Annotated in this window: 22 protein-coding genes; 8 read left to right on the top strand and 14 right to left on the bottom strand. The window is 61.5% G+C overall.

Annotation, left to right across the window (positions count from 1 at the left end; translation table 11 throughout):
* Window positions 1–13: 13 nt before the first annotated feature.
* The 5 genes from NKG60_RS26775 to NKG60_RS26755 are packed head-to-tail and all read right to left on the bottom strand — an operon-like array spanning window position 14 to window position 6,575.
* Entirely contained in the window at window positions 14–1,492 is a 1,479-nt protein-coding gene (locus NKG60_RS26775) for a ribulose-bisphosphate carboxylase large subunit (protein ID WP_352665803.1), read from the bottom strand.
* Window positions 1,493–1,528: 36 nt separating this feature from the next.
* Window positions 1,529–2,608, bottom strand: a complete 1,080-nt coding sequence (fba, locus tag NKG60_RS26770; protein ID WP_352868614.1) for a class II fructose-bisphosphate aldolase — start codon at window positions 2,606–2,608, stop codon at window positions 1,529–1,531.
* Between the two features lie 10 nt (window positions 2,609–2,618).
* Window positions 2,619–4,640, bottom strand: coding sequence for a transketolase (tkt, locus tag NKG60_RS26765; protein WP_352868611.1), 2,022 nt, complete (start codon window positions 4,638–4,640; stop codon window positions 2,619–2,621).
* Between the two features lie 10 nt (window positions 4,641–4,650).
* Entirely contained in the window at window positions 4,651–5,523 is an 873-nt protein-coding gene (locus NKG60_RS26760) for a phosphoribulokinase (RefSeq protein WP_352868609.1), read from the bottom strand.
* 5 nt (window positions 5,524–5,528) lie between these two features.
* Complete coding sequence (locus NKG60_RS26755; protein WP_352868607.1) at window positions 5,529–6,575, bottom strand: class 1 fructose-bisphosphatase; 1,047 nt, start codon at window positions 6,573–6,575, stop codon at window positions 5,529–5,531.
* Window positions 6,576–6,698: 123 nt separating this feature from the next.
* Here NKG60_RS26755 and NKG60_RS26750 point away from each other — a divergent pair, with 123 nt between their 5' ends.
* Complete coding sequence (locus NKG60_RS26750; RefSeq protein WP_352868604.1) at window positions 6,699–7,658, top strand: LysR family transcriptional regulator; 960 nt, start codon at window positions 6,699–6,701, stop codon at window positions 7,656–7,658.
* A 210-nt stretch (window positions 7,659–7,868) separates the two neighbouring features.
* Here the strand turns inward: NKG60_RS26750 and NKG60_RS26745 are convergent, their stop codons facing one another.
* Both NKG60_RS26745 and NKG60_RS26740 read right to left on the bottom strand, forming a co-directional pair.
* On the bottom strand, window positions 7,869–8,327 hold the full coding sequence (locus tag NKG60_RS26745) for a nuclear transport factor 2 family protein (protein WP_352868602.1): 459 nt from the start codon (window positions 8,325–8,327) through the stop codon (window positions 7,869–7,871).
* Window positions 8,328–8,670: 343 nt separating this feature from the next.
* The gene (locus NKG60_RS26740) at window positions 8,671–9,033 is read right to left on the bottom strand and encodes a hypothetical protein (RefSeq protein ID WP_352868600.1); all 363 of its coding nucleotides are present in this window, start codon (window positions 9,031–9,033) and stop codon (window positions 8,671–8,673) included.
* Window positions 9,034–9,114: 81 nt separating this feature from the next.
* On the opposite strand from NKG60_RS26740, the gene NKG60_RS26735 reads away from it, so the two are divergent.
* The 4 genes from NKG60_RS26735 to NKG60_RS26720 all read left to right on the top strand — a co-directional run bounded on the left by NKG60_RS26735 (window position 9,115) and on the right by NKG60_RS26720 (window position 12,420).
* Entirely contained in the window at window positions 9,115–9,693 is a 579-nt protein-coding gene (locus NKG60_RS26735) for a TetR/AcrR family transcriptional regulator (protein ID WP_352868598.1), read from the top strand.
* A gap of 46 nt (window positions 9,694–9,739) precedes the next feature.
* Complete coding sequence (fabF, locus tag NKG60_RS26730; protein WP_352868596.1) at window positions 9,740–11,044, top strand: beta-ketoacyl-ACP synthase II; 1,305 nt, start codon at window positions 9,740–9,742, stop codon at window positions 11,042–11,044.
* 65 nt (window positions 11,045–11,109) lie between these two features.
* Window positions 11,110–11,925 carry an oxidoreductase gene (locus NKG60_RS26725; protein ID WP_352868593.1) on the top strand — a complete coding sequence of 272 codons (816 nt, stop codon included), beginning with the start codon at window positions 11,110–11,112 and terminating at the stop codon, window positions 11,923–11,925.
* A 294-nt stretch (window positions 11,926–12,219) separates the two neighbouring features.
* On the top strand, window positions 12,220–12,420 hold the full coding sequence (locus tag NKG60_RS26720; protein ID WP_352976010.1) for a hypothetical protein: 201 nt from the start codon (window positions 12,220–12,222) through the stop codon (window positions 12,418–12,420).
* A 27-nt stretch (window positions 12,421–12,447) separates the two neighbouring features.
* Here NKG60_RS26720 and NKG60_RS26715 read toward each other — a convergent pair whose 3' ends face one another.
* The 5 genes from NKG60_RS26715 to NKG60_RS26695 form a co-directional block, all read right to left on the bottom strand.
* Window positions 12,448–13,077 (bottom strand): hypothetical protein, encoded by a 630-nt coding sequence (locus NKG60_RS26715; protein ID WP_352868591.1) that lies wholly within the window; start codon window positions 13,075–13,077, stop codon window positions 12,448–12,450.
* Window positions 13,077–13,952 carry a lanthanide ABC transporter permease protein PedC gene (locus NKG60_RS26710; RefSeq protein ID WP_352868588.1) on the bottom strand — a complete coding sequence of 292 codons (876 nt, stop codon included), beginning with the start codon at window positions 13,950–13,952 and terminating at the stop codon, window positions 13,077–13,079. Before NKG60_RS26710 ends, NKG60_RS26715 begins: the two co-directional genes overlap by 1 nt.
* Window positions 13,949–14,737, bottom strand: a complete 789-nt coding sequence (locus NKG60_RS26705) for a lanthanide ABC transporter ATP-binding protein PedB/LutE (protein ID WP_352868585.1) — start codon at window positions 14,735–14,737, stop codon at window positions 13,949–13,951. The genes NKG60_RS26710 and NKG60_RS26705 overlap by 4 nt, the downstream gene beginning before the upstream one ends.
* Window positions 14,738–14,835: 98 nt before the next feature.
* On the bottom strand, window positions 14,836–15,807 hold the full coding sequence (locus NKG60_RS26700; protein WP_352868582.1) for a YVTN family beta-propeller repeat protein: 972 nt from the start codon (window positions 15,805–15,807) through the stop codon (window positions 14,836–14,838).
* Between the two features lie 21 nt (window positions 15,808–15,828).
* Window positions 15,829–17,004 (bottom strand): ABC transporter substrate-binding protein, encoded by a 1,176-nt coding sequence (locus NKG60_RS26695; RefSeq protein WP_502911918.1) that lies wholly within the window; start codon window positions 17,002–17,004, stop codon window positions 15,829–15,831.
* A 329-nt stretch (window positions 17,005–17,333) separates the two neighbouring features.
* Here NKG60_RS26695 and NKG60_RS26690 point away from each other — a divergent pair, with 329 nt between their 5' ends.
* The 3 genes from NKG60_RS26690 (at window position 17,334) to NKG60_RS26680 (ending at window position 20,186) form a co-directional block, all read left to right on the top strand.
* Window positions 17,334–18,461 carry an S-(hydroxymethyl)glutathione dehydrogenase/class III alcohol dehydrogenase gene (locus tag NKG60_RS26690; protein WP_352868577.1) on the top strand — a complete coding sequence of 376 codons (1,128 nt, stop codon included), beginning with the start codon at window positions 17,334–17,336 and terminating at the stop codon, window positions 18,459–18,461.
* Window positions 18,462–18,532: 71 nt separating this feature from the next.
* Window positions 18,533–19,102 carry an S-(hydroxymethyl)glutathione synthase gene (gene gfa, locus NKG60_RS26685; protein WP_352667921.1) on the top strand — a complete coding sequence of 190 codons (570 nt, stop codon included), beginning with the start codon at window positions 18,533–18,535 and terminating at the stop codon, window positions 19,100–19,102.
* Window positions 19,103–19,502: 400 nt separating this feature from the next.
* A complete protein-coding gene (locus NKG60_RS26680) occupies window positions 19,503–20,186 on the top strand; it encodes a response regulator (RefSeq protein ID WP_023679211.1) in 684 nt (227 codons plus the stop codon).
* A 107-nt stretch (window positions 20,187–20,293) separates the two neighbouring features.
* Here NKG60_RS26680 and NKG60_RS26675 read toward each other — a convergent pair whose 3' ends face one another.
* Entirely contained in the window at window positions 20,294–20,977 is a 684-nt protein-coding gene (locus NKG60_RS26675) for a hypothetical protein (protein ID WP_352976006.1), read from the bottom strand.
* 178 nt (window positions 20,978–21,155) lie between these two features.
* On the bottom strand, window positions 21,156–22,496 hold the full coding sequence (locus tag NKG60_RS26670) for an ATP-binding response regulator (RefSeq protein WP_352868572.1): 1,341 nt from the start codon (window positions 22,494–22,496) through the stop codon (window positions 21,156–21,158).
* Between the last annotated feature and the right edge of the window lie 7 nt (window positions 22,497–22,503).

The raw sequence follows: 22,503 nt of genomic DNA, 5'->3' as shown, positions 1-22,503 counted from the left end.
CGGTTCCTTTCGTCTAGAAGCTCGGCGTTGCGGTTGGCACAAAGTCGGCCGTGTCGGTCGATTCGTAGTTGAAGGTGACGTCCTTCCACGTCTCCAGGGCCGCCTTCAGCGGCGTGCACCATCTGGCCGCCTGTTCGAGGATCTTGGTCCCTTCGCGCAGATAGTCGCGGCCCTCGTTGCGGGCGAGGATCATCGCCTCCAACGCGACGCGATTGGCCGTCGCGCCGGCCTGGATGCCGTCCGGATGGCCGATCGTGCCGCCGCCGAACTGCAGGATGACGTCCTCGCCGAGATAATGGATCAACTGGTGCATCTGGCCGGCATGGATGCCGCCCGAGGCGACGGGCATCACCTTGTTGAGCGACGCCCACTCCTGATCGAAGAACAGCCCGGTTTCGAGGTTCTGCGGCGTGCGCTCCTCGCGCAGCGTGTCATAAAACCCCCTGATCATAAGCGGGTCGCCTTCCAGCTTGCCAACCACCGTGCCGGCATGGATGTGATCAACGCCGGCCATCCGCATCCATTTGCAGATGACGCGAAAATTCATGCCGTGGTTCTTCTGGCGCGAATAGGTCGAGTTGCCGGCGCGGTGCAGGTGCAGGATCATGTCGTTGCGGCGTGCCCACTTGGCCATCGACTGGATCGCCGTGTAGCCAATGACGAGGTCGATCATGACGATGCAGGAGCCAAGCTGTTTTGCAAATTCGGCGCGCTCGTACATGTCCTCCATCGTGCCGGCGGTGACGTTGAGATAATGGCCCTTGACTTCGCCGGTGGCGGCCGACGCCTTGTTCACTGCCTCCATGCAGTAGAGGAAACGGTCGCGCCAATGCATGAAGGGCTGTGAGTTGATGTTCTCGTCGTCCTTGACGAAGTCGAGGCCACCCTTCAGCGCCTCGTAGACGACGCGGCCGTAGTTGCGGCCTGACAGGCCAAGCTTCGGCTTCGTCGTTGCACCGAGCAGCGGCCGGCCGAACTTGTCGAGCCGCTCGCGTTCCACCACGACGCCGGTCGCCGGGCCTTGGAAGGTCTTGAGGTAAGCCACCGGGATGCGCATGTCCTCGAGCCGCAAGGCCTTGACGGCCTTGAAGCCGAACACGTTGCCGATGATCGATGCAGTCAGGTTGGCGATGGAGCCGGGCTCGAACAGGTCGAGGTCGTAGGCGATATAGGCGAAGTACTGTTGCTCGATCCTGGTGCCTGGACCTGTGTTCGGCACCGGCTCGGATTTGAACGCCTTGGCGCGGTAGAGCTCACAGGCGGTCAGCCTGTCGGTCCACACCACGGTCCATGTCGCGGTAGAGGATTCACCGGCGATGGCCGCGGCCGCCTCCTCATGGTCGACGCCGGGCTGCGGCGTGATCCGAAACATGGCGATCAGGTCGGTCTCCTTGGGCCGGTAGTCCGGCTCCCAGTAGCCCATGTTCTTGTAGGGGATGACGCCCGACCTGTAGCGTTCCTTGCCTTCCTTGAGCGTGCCTGCTGAGGGCATGTCGATCTTGTTCATGGCAGGTCTCCTGTTTGCCGCTCAGGCGGCTTTCGCGGTTGCGATTTGGGGGTCGAGCTTTCCCGCGGCGTAACGTTTCGCCATCTCATCCATGGCGATCACCCTGATCTTCGACGCGTGGCCTGCGGTGCCGAAGCGTTCGAAGCGATCGCGGCAAAGGTCGCGCAGGGCGTCCGTGGCGGGTTTCAGGAATTTACGCGGATCGAATTCGCGCGGGTCCTCCGTCGCGACGCGGCGGAACTGTCCGGCCATGGCCATTCTGCAATCGGTGTCGATGTTGACCTTGCGCACGCCGTAGCGGATGCCGCGCTCGATTTCCTCGACCGGGACGCCAAAGGTCTGGGGCATCTCGCCGCCATAGTTGTTGATGATGTCCTGCAGTTCCTGCGGCACGGAGGAAGACCCATGCATGACCAGATGCGTGTTGGGCAGCTTTTCGTGGATCGCCTCGATCACCTGCATGGCCAGGATGCCGCCGTCGGGCTTGCGGCTGAATTTGTAGGCGCCGTGCGAGGTACCGCAGGCGATCGCCAGCGCGTCGACCTGCGTGGCGGTCACGAAGTCGACCGCCTGATCGGGATCGGTCAAAAGCTGGTCGTGGGAAAGCACACCTTCGGCGCCGTGCCCGTCCTCGGCCTCGCCCTGGCCGGTTTCCAGCGAGCCGAGCACGCCAAGCTCGCCTTCGACCGAAGCGCCGACCCAATGCGCCATGCGTGCGACACGTTCGGTGATGGCGACGTTGTAATCGTAGCTCGCCGGCGTCTTGGCATCCGCCATCAGCGACCCGTCCATCATCACCGAGGTGAAGCCGTGGCGGATCGCCGACAGGCAGGTGGCTTCGTTGTTGCCGTGATCCTGATGGATGCATAGCGGAATGGCCGGATGGATTTCGGTCAAAGCCTCCATCATCTTGGCCAGCATGATGTCATTGGCATAGGAACGGGCGCCGCGCGAGGCCTGGATGATGACCGGCGCATCGCAGGCCCTGGCGGCCTCCATGATGGCGAGGCCCTGTTCCATGTTGTTGATGTTGAATGCCGGCACCCCGTAGCCGTGCTCGGCGGCATGGTCGAGAAGCTGGCGAAGGGTGATGCGGGCCATGGTCGTCCTCCTAGATGATGAGCTTCAGAGCCGCTGCCGCGACGGCTTCGGGCGTGATGTCGAAATGCCGGTAGAGATCCGGGGCAGGAGCGCTGGCGCCGAAACCGGCCATGCCGATGAAAGTGCCGGTGTCGCCGATCCAGCGGTCCCAGCCGAGCCGTGCTGCGGCTTCGATGGCAATGCGGGGCGCCGAGCCGAGGACGGCCTTGCGGGTGCCGGCGTCCTGTTCCTCGAAAAGCTCCCAGCACGGCATCGAGACAACCGCGGCCGCGATGCCGTGCTCGGTTTCCAGCCGTTCGGCGGCGGCAACCGCGATTTCGACCTCCGAGCCGGTGGCGATCAGGGTCACCGCGCGGTGCCCGGCTGGCTCGCGCAGGATGTAGGCGCCCCGGCTCGACCGGTTCTCGTCGCTGTGTGGCTCGCCGCTAGGTGCTTGGCGCAGCATCGGAAGGTTCTGGCGCGAGAGCACCAGCACGCTCGGCCGGTTCGCGCTCTTAAGCGCCAGTTCCCAGCACTCCGCCGTTTCGATGATGTCGGCCGGACGGAAGACGTTGAGGTTTGGCGTCGCCCGCAGCATCGCCAGGTGCTCGACCGGCTGGTGGGTCGGGCCGTCCTCGCCGAGACCAATGGAATCATGCGTCATCACATAAATGACGCGCTGGCCCATGAGCGCCGAGAGCCGCATCGCGCCGCGCGCATAGTCGGCGAAGCACAGGAACGTGCCGCCATAAGGCACGAAGCCGCCATGCAGTGCGATCCCGTTCATGGCTGCGGCCATGCCGTGCTCGCGGATTCCATAGTGGATGTAGCGGCCGGCGTAGTCGCCCGGCGCTATGCGACCCATACCCTTGGTGATCGTCAGGTTCGAATGCGTCAGATCGGCGGAGCCGCCGACGGTCAGCTCGGTTGCGGCGTTGATTGCACCCAGCGCCATTTCCGAGGCTTTCCGCGTTGCAACCTTGGTCGCCTTCTCGAGATGCTCCTTACGGAAAGCAACGAGCGCTTCGAAGACCGCGTCGGGCAGGGTGCCGGCGACCGCGCTCTCGAAGGCCTCGCGCTGCGGCGAGGCGGCAAGCCGCTGCTCCCAGGCGCGACGTGCCGCTTGCCCGCGGCCGGCGATCTCGCGCCAGGCGAAAAGGATATCGTCCGGCACCTCGAACGGCGCGTAGGCCCAGCCGATGTTTTCGCGCGTCGCGGCGATCTCCGCATCGCCCAGCGGCGCGCCATGCGTCTTTTCCGAACCGCCCAGATTGGGCGCACCCTTGCCGATCACCGTGCGGCAGGCGATCAGAGACGGCCGATCCGACTGCTGCGCTGCTTCGATTGCAGCCCCAACGGCTTCCATGTCGTGGCCGTCCACCGACTGGACTTGCCATCCAGCGGCCTTGAACCGTGCCGGCTGGTCCATCGAAGTCGACAGCGAAGTCGGTCCGTCGATCGAGATCGCATTGTCGTCCCAAAAGACGATCAGCCGGGAGAGCTTCAGGTGACCGGCAAGATCGATCGCCTCGTGGCTGATGCCTTCCTGCAGGCAGCCGTCGCCGGCGATCGCGTAGGTGAAATGGTCAACGACATCTGCGCCGTGACGGGCAGCGAGCATGCGCTCCGCCAGTGCCATGCCGACAGCGGTCGAAATGCCTTGTCCAAGCGGGCCGGTCGTCGTCTCGATGCCAAGCGCATGGCCATATTCCGGATGTCCGGCGGTGCGGCTGCCCAGCTGACGAAACCGCTGCAACTCCTCGATCGGCATGTCCTCGTAGCCGAGCAGGTAATGCAGCGCATATTGCAGCATCGAGCCGTGCCCGGCCGAAAGCACGAAGCGGTCGCGATCGGGCCAGTCCGGCATCGACGGATCGATATTGATGAAGCGGCTGAACAGCACCGTCGCGACATCGGCCATGCCCATCGGCATGCCCGGATGACCGGAATTGGCCTTTTGGACGCTATCCATCGCCAATGCGCGAATGGCGTTGGCCATGTCGCGTTCCGAGACGGCGGCGACGGGCTTCAATGCTGCGGCTTGGCTGTTCATGGCGTCCTCCTCACGACACACGGTTCTTGCGTTCGATCAATTGCAGGATGAGCGGCGTCAGGATCAGCTGCATGGCAAGGTCGAGCTTGTTGCCGGGCACCACTATGGAATTCGGCCGCGACATGAACGAGTCGTGGATCATCGAAAGCAGGTAGGGGAAATCGATGCCGCGGGGGTTGGCGAAGCGGATGACCAGCATTGATTCGTCGGGCGTCGGAATCCAGCGCGCGATGAATGGATTGGACGTGTCGACAATCGGCACGCGCTGGAAGTTGATGGCGGTCTGCGAAAACTGCGGGACGATGTAGCGGACATAGTCCGGCATGCGACGCAGGATCACGTCCATCACCGCCTCGGTGGAATAGCCGCGCGTTGCGCGGTCGCGATGGATCTTCTGGATCCATTCGAGATTTATGACCGGCACCACGCCGATCTTGAGGTCCGCGTGCCTGGCCAGGTTGATCTTGTCGGTGACGACGCAGCCATGCAGGCCCTCGTAGAAAAGCAGGTCGCTCGGCGGAAATTCGCGCCATTCGGTGAAATGTCCCGGCTGCGTGCCGTACTGCTTCTCCTCATCCTCGTCATGGATGTAGGTGCGGGTCTTTCCGGTTCCCCGGCGGCCATATTCCTCGAATACCTCTTCGAGGATTGCCAGTTCATTGGCCTCGGCATGGAAGTGGGTGAAGTTCGGATTGCCCGCCTTTTCCTCCTCGGCCACCTTCGCCTTCATCGTGGCGCGGTCGTAGCGATGGAAAGCATCGCCTTCGATGAAGGCGGCCCCGATGTTCTCGCGCCTGAAGATCAGCTCGAAGATGCGCTTGACAGAGGTAGTGCCTGCGCCCGACGACCCGGTGATGGTAATGATGGGGTGCTTTGCCGACATGGTCTTCAGGCCCTGAAAAGGCCGCGGCGGCTGAACAGCGGCGCGCGCTCGCCGATGGCGCTCGGCTCCGTGTGATAGCGGGTGATGCGCGCGACTTCCCGCGCCGATCCGAAAATCATGGGCACGCGCTGGTGCAGGCTCTCGGGTTCGATTTCGAGGATGCGGGTGATCGTATCGGTGGCGGCACCGCCCGCCTGTTCGACGAGATAGGCGATCGGGTTTGCCTCATAAACGAGGCGAAGTCGCCCCTGCCTGTAGCCCTTGCGCTTGTCGCCGGGATACAGGAAGACGCCGCCGCGCATCAATATGCGGTAGCAATCGGCGACCAGGGAGGCGATCCAGCGCATGTTGAAGTCCTTCTCGCGTGGGCCTTCGGTGCCTTCGAGGCAGTCGTCGATGTAGAGCCGCACCGCCTCGTCCCAGTGCCGGTAGTTGGCGGCGTTGATGGCAAATTCCTGGGTACGCTGGGGGATGACCCGGCTCTCATAGGCCTGGACGAAGGTGCCGAGCCTGGCTGAGAGAACGAAGACATGCGTGCCGCTGCCGAGAGACAGAACGAGCGCCAGCTGCGGCCCGTAGATGAAGAAACCGGCGCCCAGCTGGTTCACCCCTGCCTGCAAAAATGAGGCGGCCGGATTCCCATCCGGCGCACCAGTTGCAGGGAGAAGCGAGAAGATCGTTCCAATCGACACGTTGGTGTCGATGTTGGAAGAGCCGTCGAGCGGGTCGATGGCGATGGCAAGAGGCGCTTGCCTGTCGAGAAGCACCGGCTGGTCCAGTTCCTCGGAAGCGTAGAGCGCGACCGGAGCGTGGCGCATGGCATCGAGAAAGATGTCGTCGGCGAAGACATCAAGATCCTTCTGAACATCGCCGTCAGCATTGGCACCACGGGTTCCGGCAAAGGCGGTGCCGAGTACCCCTTGATTGATGGTGTTGCGGATCGTGGTGGCCGCCTGCGTCAGCCGACGGACGGTCATTACGACCGCGGAGCGCAGTTCGTCCGGCTCTCCGAGATAGGAGTTCAGAAAAGCGTCGAGCGTTGCCGCTGGCATCGTAACCTCCCCATCCCGCCGCCTCTCCTCGGATCGGCCGGATTGGGGAATGAAAACAAACGATGCGGGATAAGTAAAATTCAATAACTTTACTTTACCACTAAAAAAATTTTAGTATGCTATATGAGAAACCTCACGCTCAAGCAGTTCAAGACCGTTCAGGCAATCGTCGCCCACGGGAAAATCGTCAGTGCAGCCAAGGTGTTAGGGCTGTCTCCTCCAGCGTTGACGATCCAGTTGCGGCAGGTTGAGGAAGAATTCCAGCTGGCCTTGTTTGACCGCACGGCGGACGGTATGCGTCCCACTGCCGCAGGTCTTGCCTTCGTCGAGACGGCACAGGCCATCGAGGAGCGGCTTCGTCTGCTCGAAGACAAGATGGATGCGATCAAGGGCGTGCGCGCCGGCAGCTTGCGGCTCGGCGTTGTTTCCACGGCCAAATATTTCGCACCGCGGCTAATGGCTGCCTTCATGAAGGAACATCCCGACATCGACATGCGGCTTGCCATTGGTAATCGCGCCGAGACGATCGACAATCTGAAGAATCACGACATCGACATCGCGCTGATGGGACGCCCGGCGAAAGAAGTCCCGGTGCGCGCCTCGGTCTTCGGCGATCACCCGCTGGTCATCATCGCGCCGCCGGACCACCCGCTGGCCTCGGTGCGCGAGATATCCAAGGAGCGGATTGCCCAGGAACATTTCCTCATTCGCGAGTCCGGCTCCGGCACGCGCATCTCGCTGGAAATATTTTTGAGCGACGTGCCTGGCCGCATCGACGATCTCGGCGTCGAGATGGGCTCGAACGAGACGATCAAGCAAGCGGTGATGGCCGGGCTCGGCATCGCCTTCATCTCTGCCCACACCATCGCCGCGGAAATCGAGGCTGGCCGGCTGGTTATCCTCGACGTCGTCGGCATGCCGATCCGCCGGCAATGGTTTTCCGTGATGCGCAGCGATCACGCAATCTCGCCGGCGATGGCGACCTTCCACGATTTTCTGATGCGCAAGGGCGCGATGTACCTGCCACTGTTCGGCAAGCTCTATCCGCACGAGGAACTGAACAGTAGAGGTCGAGCGAGTTAGGGCGCGCGGCCCAAGACAAACGCTTCAGACAAACGATGGTGCGTAGCAGCGGCTGATCAGCTGTGGTCTCCAGACCGACGTCCACGAGCAGAGGATCGGGAGGCTTCGCTGGTGGCACGCATTTGCCGAGGCGACCGCTACCGAAGCGCTGGGCCAACGGGGTAGCGTCCCCCGCGTTCACGGAACGGGTGGGCTTTGACTGAGCGTCTGCTAGCCTACAATTGGTTCGGCGACAGCTTCTTCGAGGCCAGCTGCCGCTGGGGCGGCGAGACCGCGGGCCGCTGCTTGTGAATCGTAAAATTCCTCAAGTGCATAGACTCTGCCCCACCGCAGGGTGAACACGTGCAGACCACGGTTGATGTACGACGCGTCGCCATTGAGCAGCGTCGCGGTGCCGTCCCACTGGGCAAACACGGTAGTATGCCACGGCCAGCCCTTCACCCAGATGTGGTTGACCGTGAGATGGAGATTGGGCAGGACGCGGCCGAGGCGCTCAAACCAGCGGCGCATGGCTTCTTTGTCGTGGCGCTCACCACCAAGCGCGTGGGCGCCGGAAACGCGGTGATGGACATGCGGCGCGAGTGCCTTCACAGCCTCATCCCAGCGATGGTTGTTGACGTGGTCGAAGCTCTCTCGGATCGATTTCTCGACAAAATAACTGTATAGCATTTGACCTCTCCTCCAAGCTTATTCGATGGCGTGATCGAGGGCACCGTGGCGCTCCGTCCGCTGATTTCTGATGGTGCTCGCCGCCATTGGGGAACGCAGGCGTTGATCCGGTGGAACCTTGCTGGTTTTTGTCCGGTGGCCGCTGCAGTCTCTAATACGGCTTTTGCCTGCTCCAGGCGCTCTCGAGAGGACCATCCGAACAGGACGCCCGCCAGCACAATGGCGGGTCTCCTTTTCATGCCCATCTCCTCATATCGAGTAGATCGCGTTCGACCTCTACGTCGGCCGCGCGGACGCGAGAGCCCACGGTCAGCAGCACGCAGATTGCGGTCTGCACGTCGGGTCAGCGTATTGTCGCGTCGGCTCGCCGAGCCATGTCAGTCTCGGTCGAGACCGTCACCTGCTCGCCGGACCTTGAGAACGCGTAAAGCGAGCCCTGGTGGCCCGGCATGGAAAAGGCCACGGAGTCGTCGTCGGCGAGACCCATGACGATGCGCAGCGGATCGCCCCCGGTCTTCGGCGCGAAGGTGGCGGTGACCTCCAGGAGGTCGCCGTCGACCGGGACGTAGTAGACCACCATGTCAAGGTGTCCCTCGTGCAGGCTGCCGCCCTCGATCGGGCGTCCGATGGTGGCTTCCTCGGCAAAAGCCGGGGTCGCAAGAAACAGCGCGGCCAGGAGCGATGCGCTCAGGGTTTTGCGGATCATTTTCGTATCTCCTTTTTAGATTGCGTTCGAACTCTATATAGGCTATAGATTACGAACGCAATCTAAAAAGAGAGGTCAACGATGCGCGTAACTCGTACTCAGGCCGCGGAAAACCGCGAAACCGTAATCAACGTGGCAAGCCGCCTTTTTCGGGAGCGCGGCTTTGACGGTATCGGCCTTAAAGATCTGATGAAGGCTGCCGGGCTGACCCAAGGCGCGTTTTACAAGCAGTTCGCATCCAAGGACGACCTGGCGGCGCAGGCGTCCAGGCGGGCGATGGAGAGCGCCACGCATCGATGGTCGGCCGCGACTGCGGCAAACCCCGATGATCCGCTTGGCGCGGTGATCGCGTTCTACCTCAGTATGGACCATCGCGGAGAAAAGATGGACGGCTGCCCGATCGTGGCGCTCGGCTCGGATGCCGCCAGACAGGGCAAGGACGTGAAAGCGCCGTTCGAAGCCGGGATCAAGGAGCATCTCGAGATCCTCGGCCGTTTCATTGCTGAGGCCAATGGCGGGGAGTTCGATGGCAAGGCCATGGCCATTCTCTCGACGATGGTCGGTTCGCTGATGTTATCGCGCGTCATCAACGATCCTGACCTCGCGCAGGCCTTTCTGGATGCGGCGGCCAATCAGGTTCGTGAATCAGCCGACGCTTGAACGGCGTGGCTGCGCCGGCGGCGCGCCCAAACTGATAGGAAAATAGATGCGACGGATTGTTGTTACGGGCATGGGTGCGGTCACGCCCCTTGCTGCCGATGTTGAAACGTCCTGGTCGCGTCTCCTGGCCGGCCGCTCGGGCATCCGGAGGCTTGCGGATGATGTGGTGGGCGACCTGCCGGCGAAGGTCGGCGGGGTAGTGCCCTCGACAGAAGAAGATCCGGACGCTGGTTTCAATCCGGAAGCCGTCCTTCCGCTGAAGGATCAGCGCAAGGTAGACCGGTTCATTGTCTTTGCGTTGGCGGCGGCACAAGAGGCGCTCGCCCAAGCAAGATGGGCTCCCGTCTCGGAAGCGGATCGCTTGCGCACGGCCACGATCATCGCCTCGGGCGTCGGCGGGTTCCCGGCCATAACCGAGGCGGTGCGCACGGTCGACCGGCGCGGCGTCCGCCGTCTGTCACCTTTTACGGTGCCGTCCTTCCTGGTGAACCTCGCGGCAGGCCACGTCTCGATCCGCTATGGCTTCAAAGGTCCGCTCGGTGCACCCGTGACGGCGTGCGCGGCCGGCATTCAGGCGATCGGCGATGCGGCTCGCCTAATCCGCGCCAACGAGGCCGATATTGCCGTGTGCGGCGGGACGGAAGCATGCATGAATCTTGTCAGCCTCGGTGGGTTTGCCGCGGCACGCTCTCTTTCGACTTCCTTTAATCACCGTCCTGATGAGGCCTCGCGACCGTTCGACAAGTCGCGCGACGGCTTCGTCATGGGCGAAGGAGCCGGCATGCTGGTCATCGAGGAATTGAGCCACGCGCTGGCGCGCGGCGCAAGACCGATGGCCGAGCTTGTCGGCTACGGCACGACGGCGGATGCTCATCACGTCACCTCCGGTCCCGAGGACGGCGACGGTGCGCGCCGGGCCATGGAGATCGCAATCGCCCAAGCAGGGATTTCGCCGCGCGAGGTTCGTCATCTCAATGCCCATGCGACCTCCACGCCGGTGGGCGACCTGGGTGAGATCGAAGCGATCAAGAGCGTGTTCGGGCGCGATTTCGCGATAGCTGTCAGTGCAACGAAATCGGCAACCGGACACCTGCTCGGAGCCGCCGGCGGGCTCGGGGCAATCTTCGCAATTCTGGCACTTAGGGATCAGATCGCACCGCCGACCCTCAATCTGAGCGCTCCCGATCCGGCCGGCGACGGGATCGACTTCGTCGCAAACCGGGCCCGGCCGGTGGCGATGGGCTATGCAATCTCCAATGGCTTCGGCTTCGGAGGCGTTAATGCCAGCGCGCTGTTCCGGCGCTGGACGGATGATCTGGCCGGCGCGAGCACCGGAGGCGCTCATGATTGACGCCTTTCGCTCCGACCTTTTCGTGCTCCCCACGCCAATTCAATACGAAGAAAGAAGTGACCTCCATGAACAAGACCAATCTAGGCGTCGCCCTGGTGACCGGGGCATCCAGCGGCATCGGGCACACAACGGCCAAAGCCCTGCAGAACGCGGGCTTTCGTGTGTTCGGAACCAGCCGTCGCGCGGTCGCCGACCGATCCGACGGCGTTACCATGCTGGCCTGCGACGTGACCGATGACACGTCCGTGGCGAAACTTGTCCAGGACGTGCTGGCCGAGACCGGGCGCATCGACCTGCTCGTAAACAATGCCGGCGTTGGCCTGCTTGGTGGCGCGGAGGAGTCCTCGATGGCCCAGGCCAAGTCATTATTTGACGTGAACGTCTTTGGCGTTATGCGCGTAACCAAAGCTGTGTTGCCGACAATGCGCCGTCAAGGCAAGGGCAGAATCGTCAATTTGAGTTCGGTGCAGGGGTTCATTCCAGCTCCCTATTTCGCGCTCTATTCGTCGACCAAACATGCCGTTGAGGGCTATTCCGAATCGCTCGACCACGAACTGCGTATTTTCGGAATTCGCGTCGTGTTGGTGGAGCCCGCCTATACCCGCACCTCATTTGAAGAAAATCTCGCCAGGCCGGACCAGTTGCTTGATATCTACGACTCTGCGCGCGCCGGCATGAATGCAGCTGTGCGGAAAGCGATGGAAAAAGGCGATGCGCCGGAAGTGGTAGCCAGGACCGTTTTGGCGGCTGCGACCGATCCCGCTCCGAAGAGGCGCTATGCGGCTGGAAAAATGGCGCGCCAGGTCAGTTTCCTGCGCCGTTTCGTCCCGGCATCCGCATTCGACAAAAGCCTGCGAAAGCAGAACGGGCTTCCGGTCTGAGGTCGACAACAATGATATTCCTGTTTCGGTCGAACCTATGGGAGCGCGCGTTCCAGGAGTTCACATTTTTGGCACTGGCACAGCCAGACGCGCATCTTCGATGCGCCAGCGTCCGCGACTTAGCCCTGCGGTCATTGGCGTTAGATTAGCGCCATGTTATATTGCGGCGCGAAAGAGCGGGGGCCACGTTCCTTTCACACCCGTAAGTGATCCGTATGTGCGACCCCTGCAGACTGGTCGGTATCACGGAAGCTCCCGGGCATGGGGTTCGGGATTCGATGGGGACAAGGGGTAATGCTCTACACGCTCGTTATGATGATCTGCCTGACGGATGTGCCGCAGACCTGTGAACAACGCGAACAGATGGTGGACGGCCTGGCGATGAATCCCGGGACCGCCTTCATGCAGGCGCAATCGCTGGTAGCCCAGTGGATCGGGACGCATCCCGGTTATTTCGTTCAGCGCTGGCGCGTGCTGCCCGGCCGCGGATCGTGATATCCGCCGCGAAGATCGAATGAGGTTCTATTTCTTCGCGGCCAGCGTTTCCGAGACGACCTTGGACAATTGATAAAGCCGCTGCTCGATTATCGTCGGCACTTCACAGACGTAAGTCAGTGATTGGACGCGTTCATTGAAAATTCGCGTTGCGAATTTCAGCTGTTCGGTTCGCCGATCGATCTCTTCGGGATCCGCATCCGGCTTTGCCCGCAACGCGTCGACATCGGACGCTTCCTTGCGCAACGCGGCGGCCATTTCGAGCTGCTTGTGGGCGTAACGGGAAATACCGGAGATCACCTGCGAGCGCTCGGCGTCCATGTGATCGAACATGCCTTGCACCAGCATCGCCATTTTGGGTGCAAGTTGCTCGGCCGGCAAGGAAGCGGCGAAATCCCTGATCTTCTTTTGAGCTTCCGCAATCGGCATGCGGCGAGCTGCCAGCTCCTCGACCAAGGCGGAGATGGTGGGGTCCTTCGACCAGCCCTTCGCCACTGAAGGAAGGTCCGGTCCGGTCCAGATCTGGCCGAGCGAGAGTTGCGGTACCTTGCGCTGTATGCAGGGCCAGTCTGGATCGGGGTTGGCTGCCATGGCGTTGACGCCCGGCGCGAGCATCGCAACCAGAGCCAGGCCGCGAACGTGAATCATTCGCGCCATCAGGCATTTCCTCCCGTGTCCTGTTTGCGGGTCATCAGGCCGCGCGAAGGGTCGTAGGCGAGGATGGCGGCGGCAAGGAACAGCAGCGTGCAGCCGGCAACGACGCCCAGCGACAGCCAGTCAACCTGGCCGTAGAAGGCGAAGCGGATCAGTTCGACGGCGTAAGTAAACGGATTGGCGAGGCAGATCTTGTAGAGCAGGGGGCTAGCCTCCTGGATACGCCACAAGGGATAGAGTGCCGGAGAAGCGAAATAGCCAGGAAAGATGACGAAGTTCATGATGCCAGCGAAGTTTTCGAGCTGCTTGATCATCGAAGACAAAAGCATGCCGAGCGCGCACAGCATCATGCCTGACAGGAACAGCGCCGGCAGTACGGTGAGATAGCCAAGCGGCGGCGCCTTGACGCCCCAGAACCAGGCAACGATCAGGAACGCGTAAACCTGCGCGATCGACACGGCGACACCGGCGAGCATCTTCGAGATCAGTAAAAACCAACGGGGGAAGGGGCTGACCAGCAGGGTGCGCATGTTGCCCATTTCGCGGTCATAGACCATCGACAGCGAAGACTGCATGCCCGAAAAGAGCAGAATCATGCCGCACAGGCCCGGCGTGATGTAGACCTCGTAGAGCACGTAGGTCTTGTAGGGCGGGATGATCGATACGCCGAGCACCTGGCGGAATCCGGCGGCAAAAATGAACAGCCAGACGAGCGGCCGAACCAGCGAGGATATGAAGCGCTCGCGCTGATGCAGGAAGCGCAGGCACTCCCGCACGACGATCCCTTTGAGGCAAATGAGGTAGTGGCGGAGCCCAAATTGTTCGAACTTCACCTGCGTGAGGGCGGCGACTTTTGCGGGCGTTGCGGGAGCGCTCATGGCGACATCTCCGCGATGCCGCTTGTCTCGATGCGGTTGAGCCTGGAAAAGGCGTCGCGGATCGAACTGGCACCGCTCGTCGCAACGACATCGGCCACCTTACCCTTGGCAACCAGGTCGCCCTGCCGCAGCACGACGACATGGTCGCCGTCTTCGACCTCATCGATCAGATGCGTCGCCCACAGCACGCCGATGCCCTCGGTTTCGACGAGTTTGCGGATGGTGGCCAGAATGCCCGCACGCGACTGGATGTCGAGTCCGACCGTCGCCTCGTCGAGCAGCAGCAGGGAAGGGCGGTGGAGCAGCGCCCGCGCGATCTCGATGCGCCGCATTTGCCCGCCGGAAAGACTGCGTGCCTTGTCATGCTGACGGCCCTGCATGTTGACTGTATCGAGCAGCGCGGCAATGCGCTGCCGGGCTTGGTGTCCGCCAATGCCATGCAGCGAGGCGTGGTAGGAGAGGTTCTGGTGGACGCTGAGGTCGAGGTCGAGCGTGCGTGCCTGGAACACGATGCCGACACGCCTGAGCGCTTCGCCCGAAGCGCGGCTGACGTCATGGCCGAAGATGCGGATCGATCCGCGGCGGGTGCCGTAAAGATGGCTGATCAGTGAGAACAAAGTTGTCTTGCCGGCGCCGTTGAGGCCGAGCAGAACGGTGAAAGTTCCCGGCGCGATGGAGAATGAGACGTCGTGGAGCGCCCGCTTCGGACCATAGGAATGGCTGATACCGGCAACATCGAGCGCCGCCACCTCCTCTCCAGGTCCGCCTGTCCTCACATGCTGCATGCGGCTGGCTCCTTCGGGGCGCGCTGGTTATCTAGTGCACTTGCAACAGCCCCGCGGCAAAGATTTGTCATGTCGGCCTCCCTGATAATCGATGCGGTCTAGTGGGGCGATATGGCCACGCCCCAAGGCTGCTGGCCCACGGTGATCGATTGAACCGGCTCGTCGGTCGCCGTGTCGATGAAGGTGATGTCGTTGGAATTGCCGTTGGTGGTGATCAGCGTCTTCTGATCGGGGGTGAAGTCGAGGTGCCAGACGCGCTGGCCGACCAGGATGTATTTTTCCACCTCGTAGGTTTCGGTGTTGATGACGGCGACGTGGTTCGCTGGCCCGAGCGCGACATAGGCTTTCTTGCCGTCGGCGCTGATCGCGATGCCGACCGGCTGGATGGTTTCGGGCCGCAGTCCCGCAATCGCGAACTGGATCTTCTTCACCACCTCGCGTTTGAGACTGTCGATGACGCTGACGGTGCCGCCGATTTCGGCACTGACCCAGATCTGTGATCCGTCGGGCTTGAATTGCGCAAAACGCGGACGCGTGTCGACCAGGACGTTGTCGGTCACCTCATGGCTGTCGGTGTCGATGAAATGCGCCATGCTGGTGGTTTCGGAGGTGTTGACCATGGTTTTGCCATCGGGACTGACGGCCATGCCTTCAGGCTCCACCCCAACGGGAATCTCGGTCATGACCTGCTTGCTCTCGATGTTGATCGCGGTGACGAGATTGTCGTCCTCGTTGGCGACGTAGAGCGTCTTGCCGTCGGGCGATAGCACGAACAGTTCGGGATCGGGGCCCGATGGCAGCGTGCCCACGATCTGCAGCGTCGCGGTATCGATGATTTCGATCATATCGTCGTCGCTGGCGCACAGATAGATGAACTTGCCGTCATGCGAGATGGTGATGCCGCGCGGCCTCTGGCCGACTTCGACGGTCTTGACCACCTGCATCGTCGCCGTGTCGACGACCGTTATCGTATTGTCTTTCTCGTTGGAGACATAAACGATGTAAGCCCACGCCGGATTGGCCATGAAGCCGGTTGCGAGAATGGCGAGTGCGCAAGCTCGTCTCTGCACGAAAATTCCTCCCGATTGGTTCTACTTAAGGACGCATTTCGTTTCCGGCTGATCGACGCCGAGCGTATCGAGCTCGGAGATTTGGTGGAGATAACCCTCCTGTGGCGATGTGGAGACCACCGATTTGGTGTCGCCGAGCAGGATTGGCTGGCGAAGCTGATGGTTCCACTTACGGAAGGTCAACTTCTGTCCCTTGAAGGCGGCGACCGAGAAATCATCCGAGCGGATGTAGTCGCTGATCTTCTTCGGATCGTCGCCATTGGTGCGCGTGCTGGCTTCGCCCACCGCCCGCACCGCCGTCCAGGCCGACATATCCTTGGACAGCATTCGCCGGCCGGTCGTCCTCAGGAAACGGCTTTGCATTTGAATGCCGCCCCATTGCTCGCTCGCGGGGTGCCAGGAGGATGCGACAAGACCGGCCGTGCCAGCGACCAGCCGCGGTGTCCAGGTGCGGTAGGGCACATAGGTTCCGAACACCTCGCTCTCATCGGCGACAAGCACCACGTCATGCTCCGGCAGATCCTGCGTGAACACGGAAATCTGCTGCTGTATCTGCGTGGCGCCGGTGTCGGTGCGGCGCGCCGTGCCAGTGTCTTTGAATTCCTTCTCGGCGACGATCTGACCGCCGAAGCGGGCCGCCGCGCGGCGCAACGCGGCCGCATATAGATGATCCCGCTCGTGCGAACCGTAGAGCAGCACCCAATTCGGCCATTTCTTTACCACGAGATACTGCGCCAGAGCGTCGGCCAGCATGCTTCGCGTCGGCGCCACATGGAAAATGTTTATGCGGCAGTCTTCCTCGCGCAGGCTGTCGTCAGTGGCGCCGACATTGAAGACCAAAACGCCCTTGTCACGGGCGATGTCGGCGATCGACAGCAATTGCTTGGCCGAGAGATCTGCGACAACATAGCGGTCACCTTTGGCAATCAGATCGTTGAACGCCTGAACCGCGTCGGCGTCCGGCTTGATCTCGGCTATGTCGAGGCTGAATTTCTGGCTGAGGAACTTTCCTGTCGTATTGTTATCGCCGATCGCCACATTGGCGCCGGCGACACCTTCGTCGCGTGGCGGCAGGTCCAGCAAGGAAAGCGCCAGTTGCGGCGCGTAGGCCCGCAAATAACCTATTCTGATTTCAGCTATCTTTCTTTCTGGCCTGTCGGTTGCGACCGGTTGGTTGCCCGTCGCTTCCTGGGCCATCACGTCCGCAACGTTGGCGGTCTGAAAAAATAAGCACAAAAAGGCCGCGAGAGTGCCTGGCACCGCGCTCGTCATCGATAAAACTGCCCATTCTTGCACTAAAGTCCGATTGTTCCCGGACCAGCGCGAATTCAAGGTGCCCACAATGAGCTTAGCGGACCCCACAAGATTTATCAAAGCCCTGCAAGTGGACTTGCGTATCTGCTTTAGTCCTATGGCTTTTCGCGGAGATACGGCGGTGAATGAGCGTGTTGCGGTCTTCGACTCCGAGATCATCCGCAGCAATGCCGGAATGTGAACTCTATGGGTTGTCTTGGGAGGATTGCCTGATGAAAACGCGCGCCGCTGTCGCCGTCGCCGCCGGAAAGCCGCTGGAGATCATGGAGGTCGACCTCGAGGGTCCCCGTGATGGCGAGGTGCTGGTCGAGGTCAAGGCAACCGGCATCTGCCACACCGACGAGTTCACGCTGTCGGGTGCCGACCCGGAAGGCCTGTTTCCGGCGATCCTCGGCCATGAAGGCGCCGGCATCGTCGTCGACGTCGGCAAGGGCGTCACCTCGGTCAGGAAGGGCGACCATGTCATCCCGCTCTATACGCCGGAATGCCGGCAGTGCCCGTCCTGCCTGTCGCGCAAGACCAACCTGTGCACCGCCATCCGCGCCACGCAGGGTCAGGGCTTGATGCCGGACGGCACCTCGCGCTTCTCGATCGGCAAGGACAAGCTGTTCCACTATATGGGCTGCTCGACCTTTTCCAACTTCACCGTGCTGCCCGAGATCGCGGTGGCCAAGGTCAATGCCGACGCCCCGTTCGACAAGATCTGCTACATCGGCTGCGGCGTCACCACCGGCATCGGTGCTGTGATCAACACGGCCAAGGTCGAGCAAGGCGCGACGGCCGTCGTCTTCGGCCTCGGCGGCATCGGCCTCAACGTCATCCAGGGCCTGCGCCTTGCCGGCGCCGACATGATCATCGGCGTCGACCTGAACAACGACAAGAAGGAATGGGGCGAGAAATTCGGCATGACGCATTTCGTCAATCCGAAGGAGATCGACGGCGATGTCGTGGCTCATCTCGTCAACATGACCAAGCGCGGCGCCGACCAGATCGGCGGCGCCGACTACACGTTCGACTGCACCGGCAACACCAAAGTCATGCGGCAGGCGCTTGAATCGTCGCACCGCGGCTGGGGCAAGTCGGTCATCATCGGCGTTGCCGGCGCCGGCCAGGAGATCTCGACGCGGCCGTTCCAGCTGGTCACCGGCCGCACCTGGATGGGCACCGCCTTCGGCGGCGCGCGCGGCCGCACCGACGTGCCGAAGATCGTCGACTGGTACATGGCCGGCAAGATCGAAATCGATCCGATGATCACCCACACGCTGAAACTCGAGGACATCAACAAGGGTTTTGACCTGATGCATGAAGGCAAGTCGATCAGGAGCGTGGTGGTTTACTGAGGAGGAGAAAGCCGCCGGCTAACCAGCCAGCGGCCGAAAAATGCAGATGTTCAAAACGGGAGGAGACAAAAATGCCGGAAAAACTGCATCCTAAAATCGACAATGGACTGCCACGGGAAAAGCCCGATTTTGCCGGCGGCACGCTGGTCTGCGCCTGCACCAGCAACCCGGTCAAGGTGAAGGTCAAGGGCCAGATCGCCCACAACCATGCCTGCGGCTGCACCAAATGCTGGAAGCCGGAAGGCGCATTGTTCTCGGTCGTGGCGGTTGCCGCTACAAACGACGTGACGGTGACCGAAAACGGCGACAAGCTGAAGGTGGTCGATCCGGGCGCGCTGATCCTGCGCCATGCCTGCACCGGCTGCGGCGTCCACATGCACGGCCCGGTCGAGCGCGACCACGCTTTCAAGGGGCTGTCCTTCATCCATCCCGAACGCTTCCAGGAAGACGGCTGGTCGCCGCCGGGCTTCACCGCTTTTGTTTCCTCGATCATTGAATCCGGTGTCGATCCGAGCCGCATGGACGGCATAAGATCACAGCTGAAGTCGATCGGGCTCGAACCTTATGATTGCCTCAATCCCGGCCTGATGGACTATATCGCCACCTGGACGGCGAAGAGATCCGGCGCGTTGCCGGCCTAACGACTGATCAGACACTATCCTTGGGGCCGGACGAAATCGCCCGGTCCCACGCGTTGGAACGAACGCAGGCGAGCGCGTAGACGGACACGCTTCGCAGGTCATTGCCGACGTGCTGTCAGCCTCGGGGGCGTTGGGCTCAACGGGAATACGCTGAAATTGGTCCAACCGGATCGTGTAATTTCAACATCAGCGACTGCGATCAGTTGGTTCTGGCTTGGCGCGGCCCAGATCGGCCGATTTGGGCCACCGGGCAAGGCATTGCATTAGAACGGCCACATCTGCCGCGTGGCGCCGCGGAAATCATGGGCACATTCTGCTTTGGCCAGCCAAGATGGCAATGTACTATTTGCCAATAAGCTGGCCATGGTTGCAGGACTATTCTAGGCCAGACCAAACCGAAATGAAGCTGATGACCGATCGCGCCAGGTTCCTGATCATCGACGACCATCCGCTGTTTCGCGAGGCGCTGCACAGCGCCGTCCAGATGGCCTACCCGGAGGTTGACACGGTGGAAGCGCGCTCGATTGCCGAGGCGCTCGAGCTTCTGACGGATGCCAAGCCGTTCGACCTGGCGCTGCTCGATCTCAGTATGCCCGACGTGCATGGGTTTGACGGGCTGCTGCAGCTCAGGACGCGTTATCCGCGCCTGCCGGTGGTCATCGTCTCCGGCTATGAGGAACCGAAGATCATTTCCGAGGCGCTGTCCTACGGTGCGGCCGGCTTCATCCCGAAATCGGCGCGCAAGAGCGACCTTGCCGCCGCCATCCGCTCGGTGATGGAAGGCGCGATCTATGTTCCCGAGACTTATGAAGGCCGGCCGCGCGACGCCGACAGCACCGACCGCGCCGAGATGGTGCAGCGCCTGGCTACGCTGACGCCGCAGCAGCTCAAGGTGCTGCAGATGCTGCGCCAGGGCCTGCTCAACAAGCAGATCGCCTATGAGCTGCAGGTCGGCGAGACCACCGTCAAGGCGCATGTCTCCGAAATTCTGCGCAAGCTCAACGTCTACAGCCGCACACAGGCGGTGATCGAGGTCTCGAAGCTGGACAATGCGGAGTTGTTTAGGGATCCGGCGGGGTTTTGAGGCGCAGGAGAGGCTTTGGGCGAACATGCAAGAAGTGCACTGTCACCGTAATTGGTAATTTAAGATGAGCAATGCGGTCCAGTAACATCAGGCGAAAATCTGCGTGCCTATATTTTCGTCAAAAACACAGCACCAAGATAAAAGATCCCCGATTTTTCATAAAAATGAAGACTAATTCCATCGTGTAGGTGAATACCACGATCAGAATTGCTGTCAAAGGTTCTATCGTAGTTGAATCCAACTGAATTAGTCATCAAGTATTCCATAACGCTGCTCATTCGCATCAGTTTTTTGGAAATCCGTTCGCTATCATGTTTTGGTAGCCTGATTTCGCCTTTACTCGTTTTTCCAGGATATAAGCCGAAGTAACGAACCGTCTTCAATTCGTTTGTCTCGTCCAGTCCGACCTCGAGGTCGTCGAAGCACATTATGTTCTCACCCTTGTCCCAAAAAGGGTCGGGACCAAGCGCTCGATTGATGGGTTCCGGCACTGACGTTTCATCAAGTTGGTACACAGCCTCTCCTCGAAGAATGCGCCAGAAGGGAGACGTATGGTATCCAGCCGTTTGTTTATTGCCGTTGGTCATTGTTTCGTTGGCCACCCCTTCGTTGCCCTCCCGTTCACCCAGAATTACGGTGACACCCATTGGCCGGCCCCTCGTCAAGGGCGCGCGGAACTTTTTTGGCGGCGTCAGCCGCCAATTGCATCTTTCCTTCCTTCCCTTTAGCGGCAGGTTTTGAACTGCACCCGTTTCCTCGCGCTTGGCTGCGAGAACGATCGCGCCAGACACCCATAAGGATCAAGCATTGGTTGGGCCTTGCGGCTTTCCCATGCCCTGGCGGCTCAGCCGCCCCAGAAGAACGTTGGTTCCGCGCCGCGTCCATAGCAGGTTCTTAATCGTCTCTTCGGACATGAGTCGAACCATCTGTTTTGCCACCTCCCGATGCTAGGAAAGTCCGCGCGATTTCCTAAGCCAGCAGATGCGCCAGCAGCGCCCGCAATTGCGCCGGCTTCAACGGTTTGCGCATCAGCTCGATGCCGGCGGCGCGGGCGGCGTTGGCGATTGTCTCCGAACCATCGGCGGTGACGATCAGCGCCGGCACCGCGCGGCCGAGATAATCACGGACCTCGGCGATTGTGGTGGTGCCGAGGTCGCCGGCGTCGAGATGCTGGTCGGCTATGACAATATCTGGCAACCAGTCGGTATCGCCAAGCAGGTCGAGCGCGTCACCGGTCGAGGTGGCGGGGCGCACCAGGCATTGCCAGCGCTCGAGCAGGGAGGTCATCGCCTGCAACACCTCGATGTCGTTTTCGACCAGCAGCACCCTTGTGCCGAACAGACCGTAGCCGCGCGGCCGCTCCATGTCGACCGTGCTGGCGATTGGATCGGCCGTGTCGCCGATCCCGACCGGAACGTCGATATGGAAAATCGTGCCATGTCCGACCTTCGACGAAAACGTGACGGGATGGCCGAGTGCCGCGGCGATGCGGCGCACGATGGCTAGCCCCAACCCCAGCCCGCCGGCGGCAAGCCCGGCATCCGTCGGGATCACGCCGCGATGGAATTCCTCGAACACCGCCTCGCGCTGGTCGTCGGGGATGCCGCAGCCGGTATCGGCGACGTCGATGCGGATCGTGTCGCCGCGATGCCTGGTGCCGACCAACACGCCACCGGAGCGGGTATAGCGCAGCGCATTGGAAAGGATGTTCTGCAGGATGCGGCGCAGCAAGGTGCGATCCGAGCGGACCAGCGCGTTGACCGGCCGGAACTTCAGCGTCAGCCCCTTCATTTCGGCGACTGGCTGAAAATCCGAGCGCAGAGACGAAAACAGCGTCTCCAGGCTGACATCGGTGATGTCGGGCTGCACGACGCCGGCATCGAGCTTAGAAATGTCGAGCAAGGTACGGAGCAGGTCCTCCATCGTCTCCAGCGATCGCTCGACCTGGCGGACCAGGTTTCTGCCTTCGTTGCTGGTCTGTACTTCGGCAAGCGCCGAGACCGACAGATGCGCGGCGTTCAACGGCTGCAGCACGTCATGGCTGGCGGCCGCCAGGAACCTGGTCTTGGACAGGTTCGCCAGCTCGGCGTTTTCCTTGGCCGCGTTCAAGTCGATGTTCGACTGCTCCAGCCGGCGCAAGGTCGAATGCAGCTCTTCGGTGCGGCTGCGCACCCGGCTCTCGAGCGAAATGGCGGTCTGGAACAGCGAAAAGGCATTGCCTTGCTGGTCCATGGAACGCTCGACGCGGCTGATCAGCGCGGCGTTTATTTTCTTCAGCCTTTCCAGGTCGTCGATGTTCCTGAGCGGCATCCCGGAT

Origin of the sequence: Mesorhizobium sp. M1428 (assembly GCF_040317515.1) — a bacterium.
Lineage (GTDB): Bacteria > Pseudomonadota > Alphaproteobacteria > Rhizobiales > Rhizobiaceae > Mesorhizobium.
This window is presented reverse-complemented; position numbering and strand designations above follow the sequence as displayed.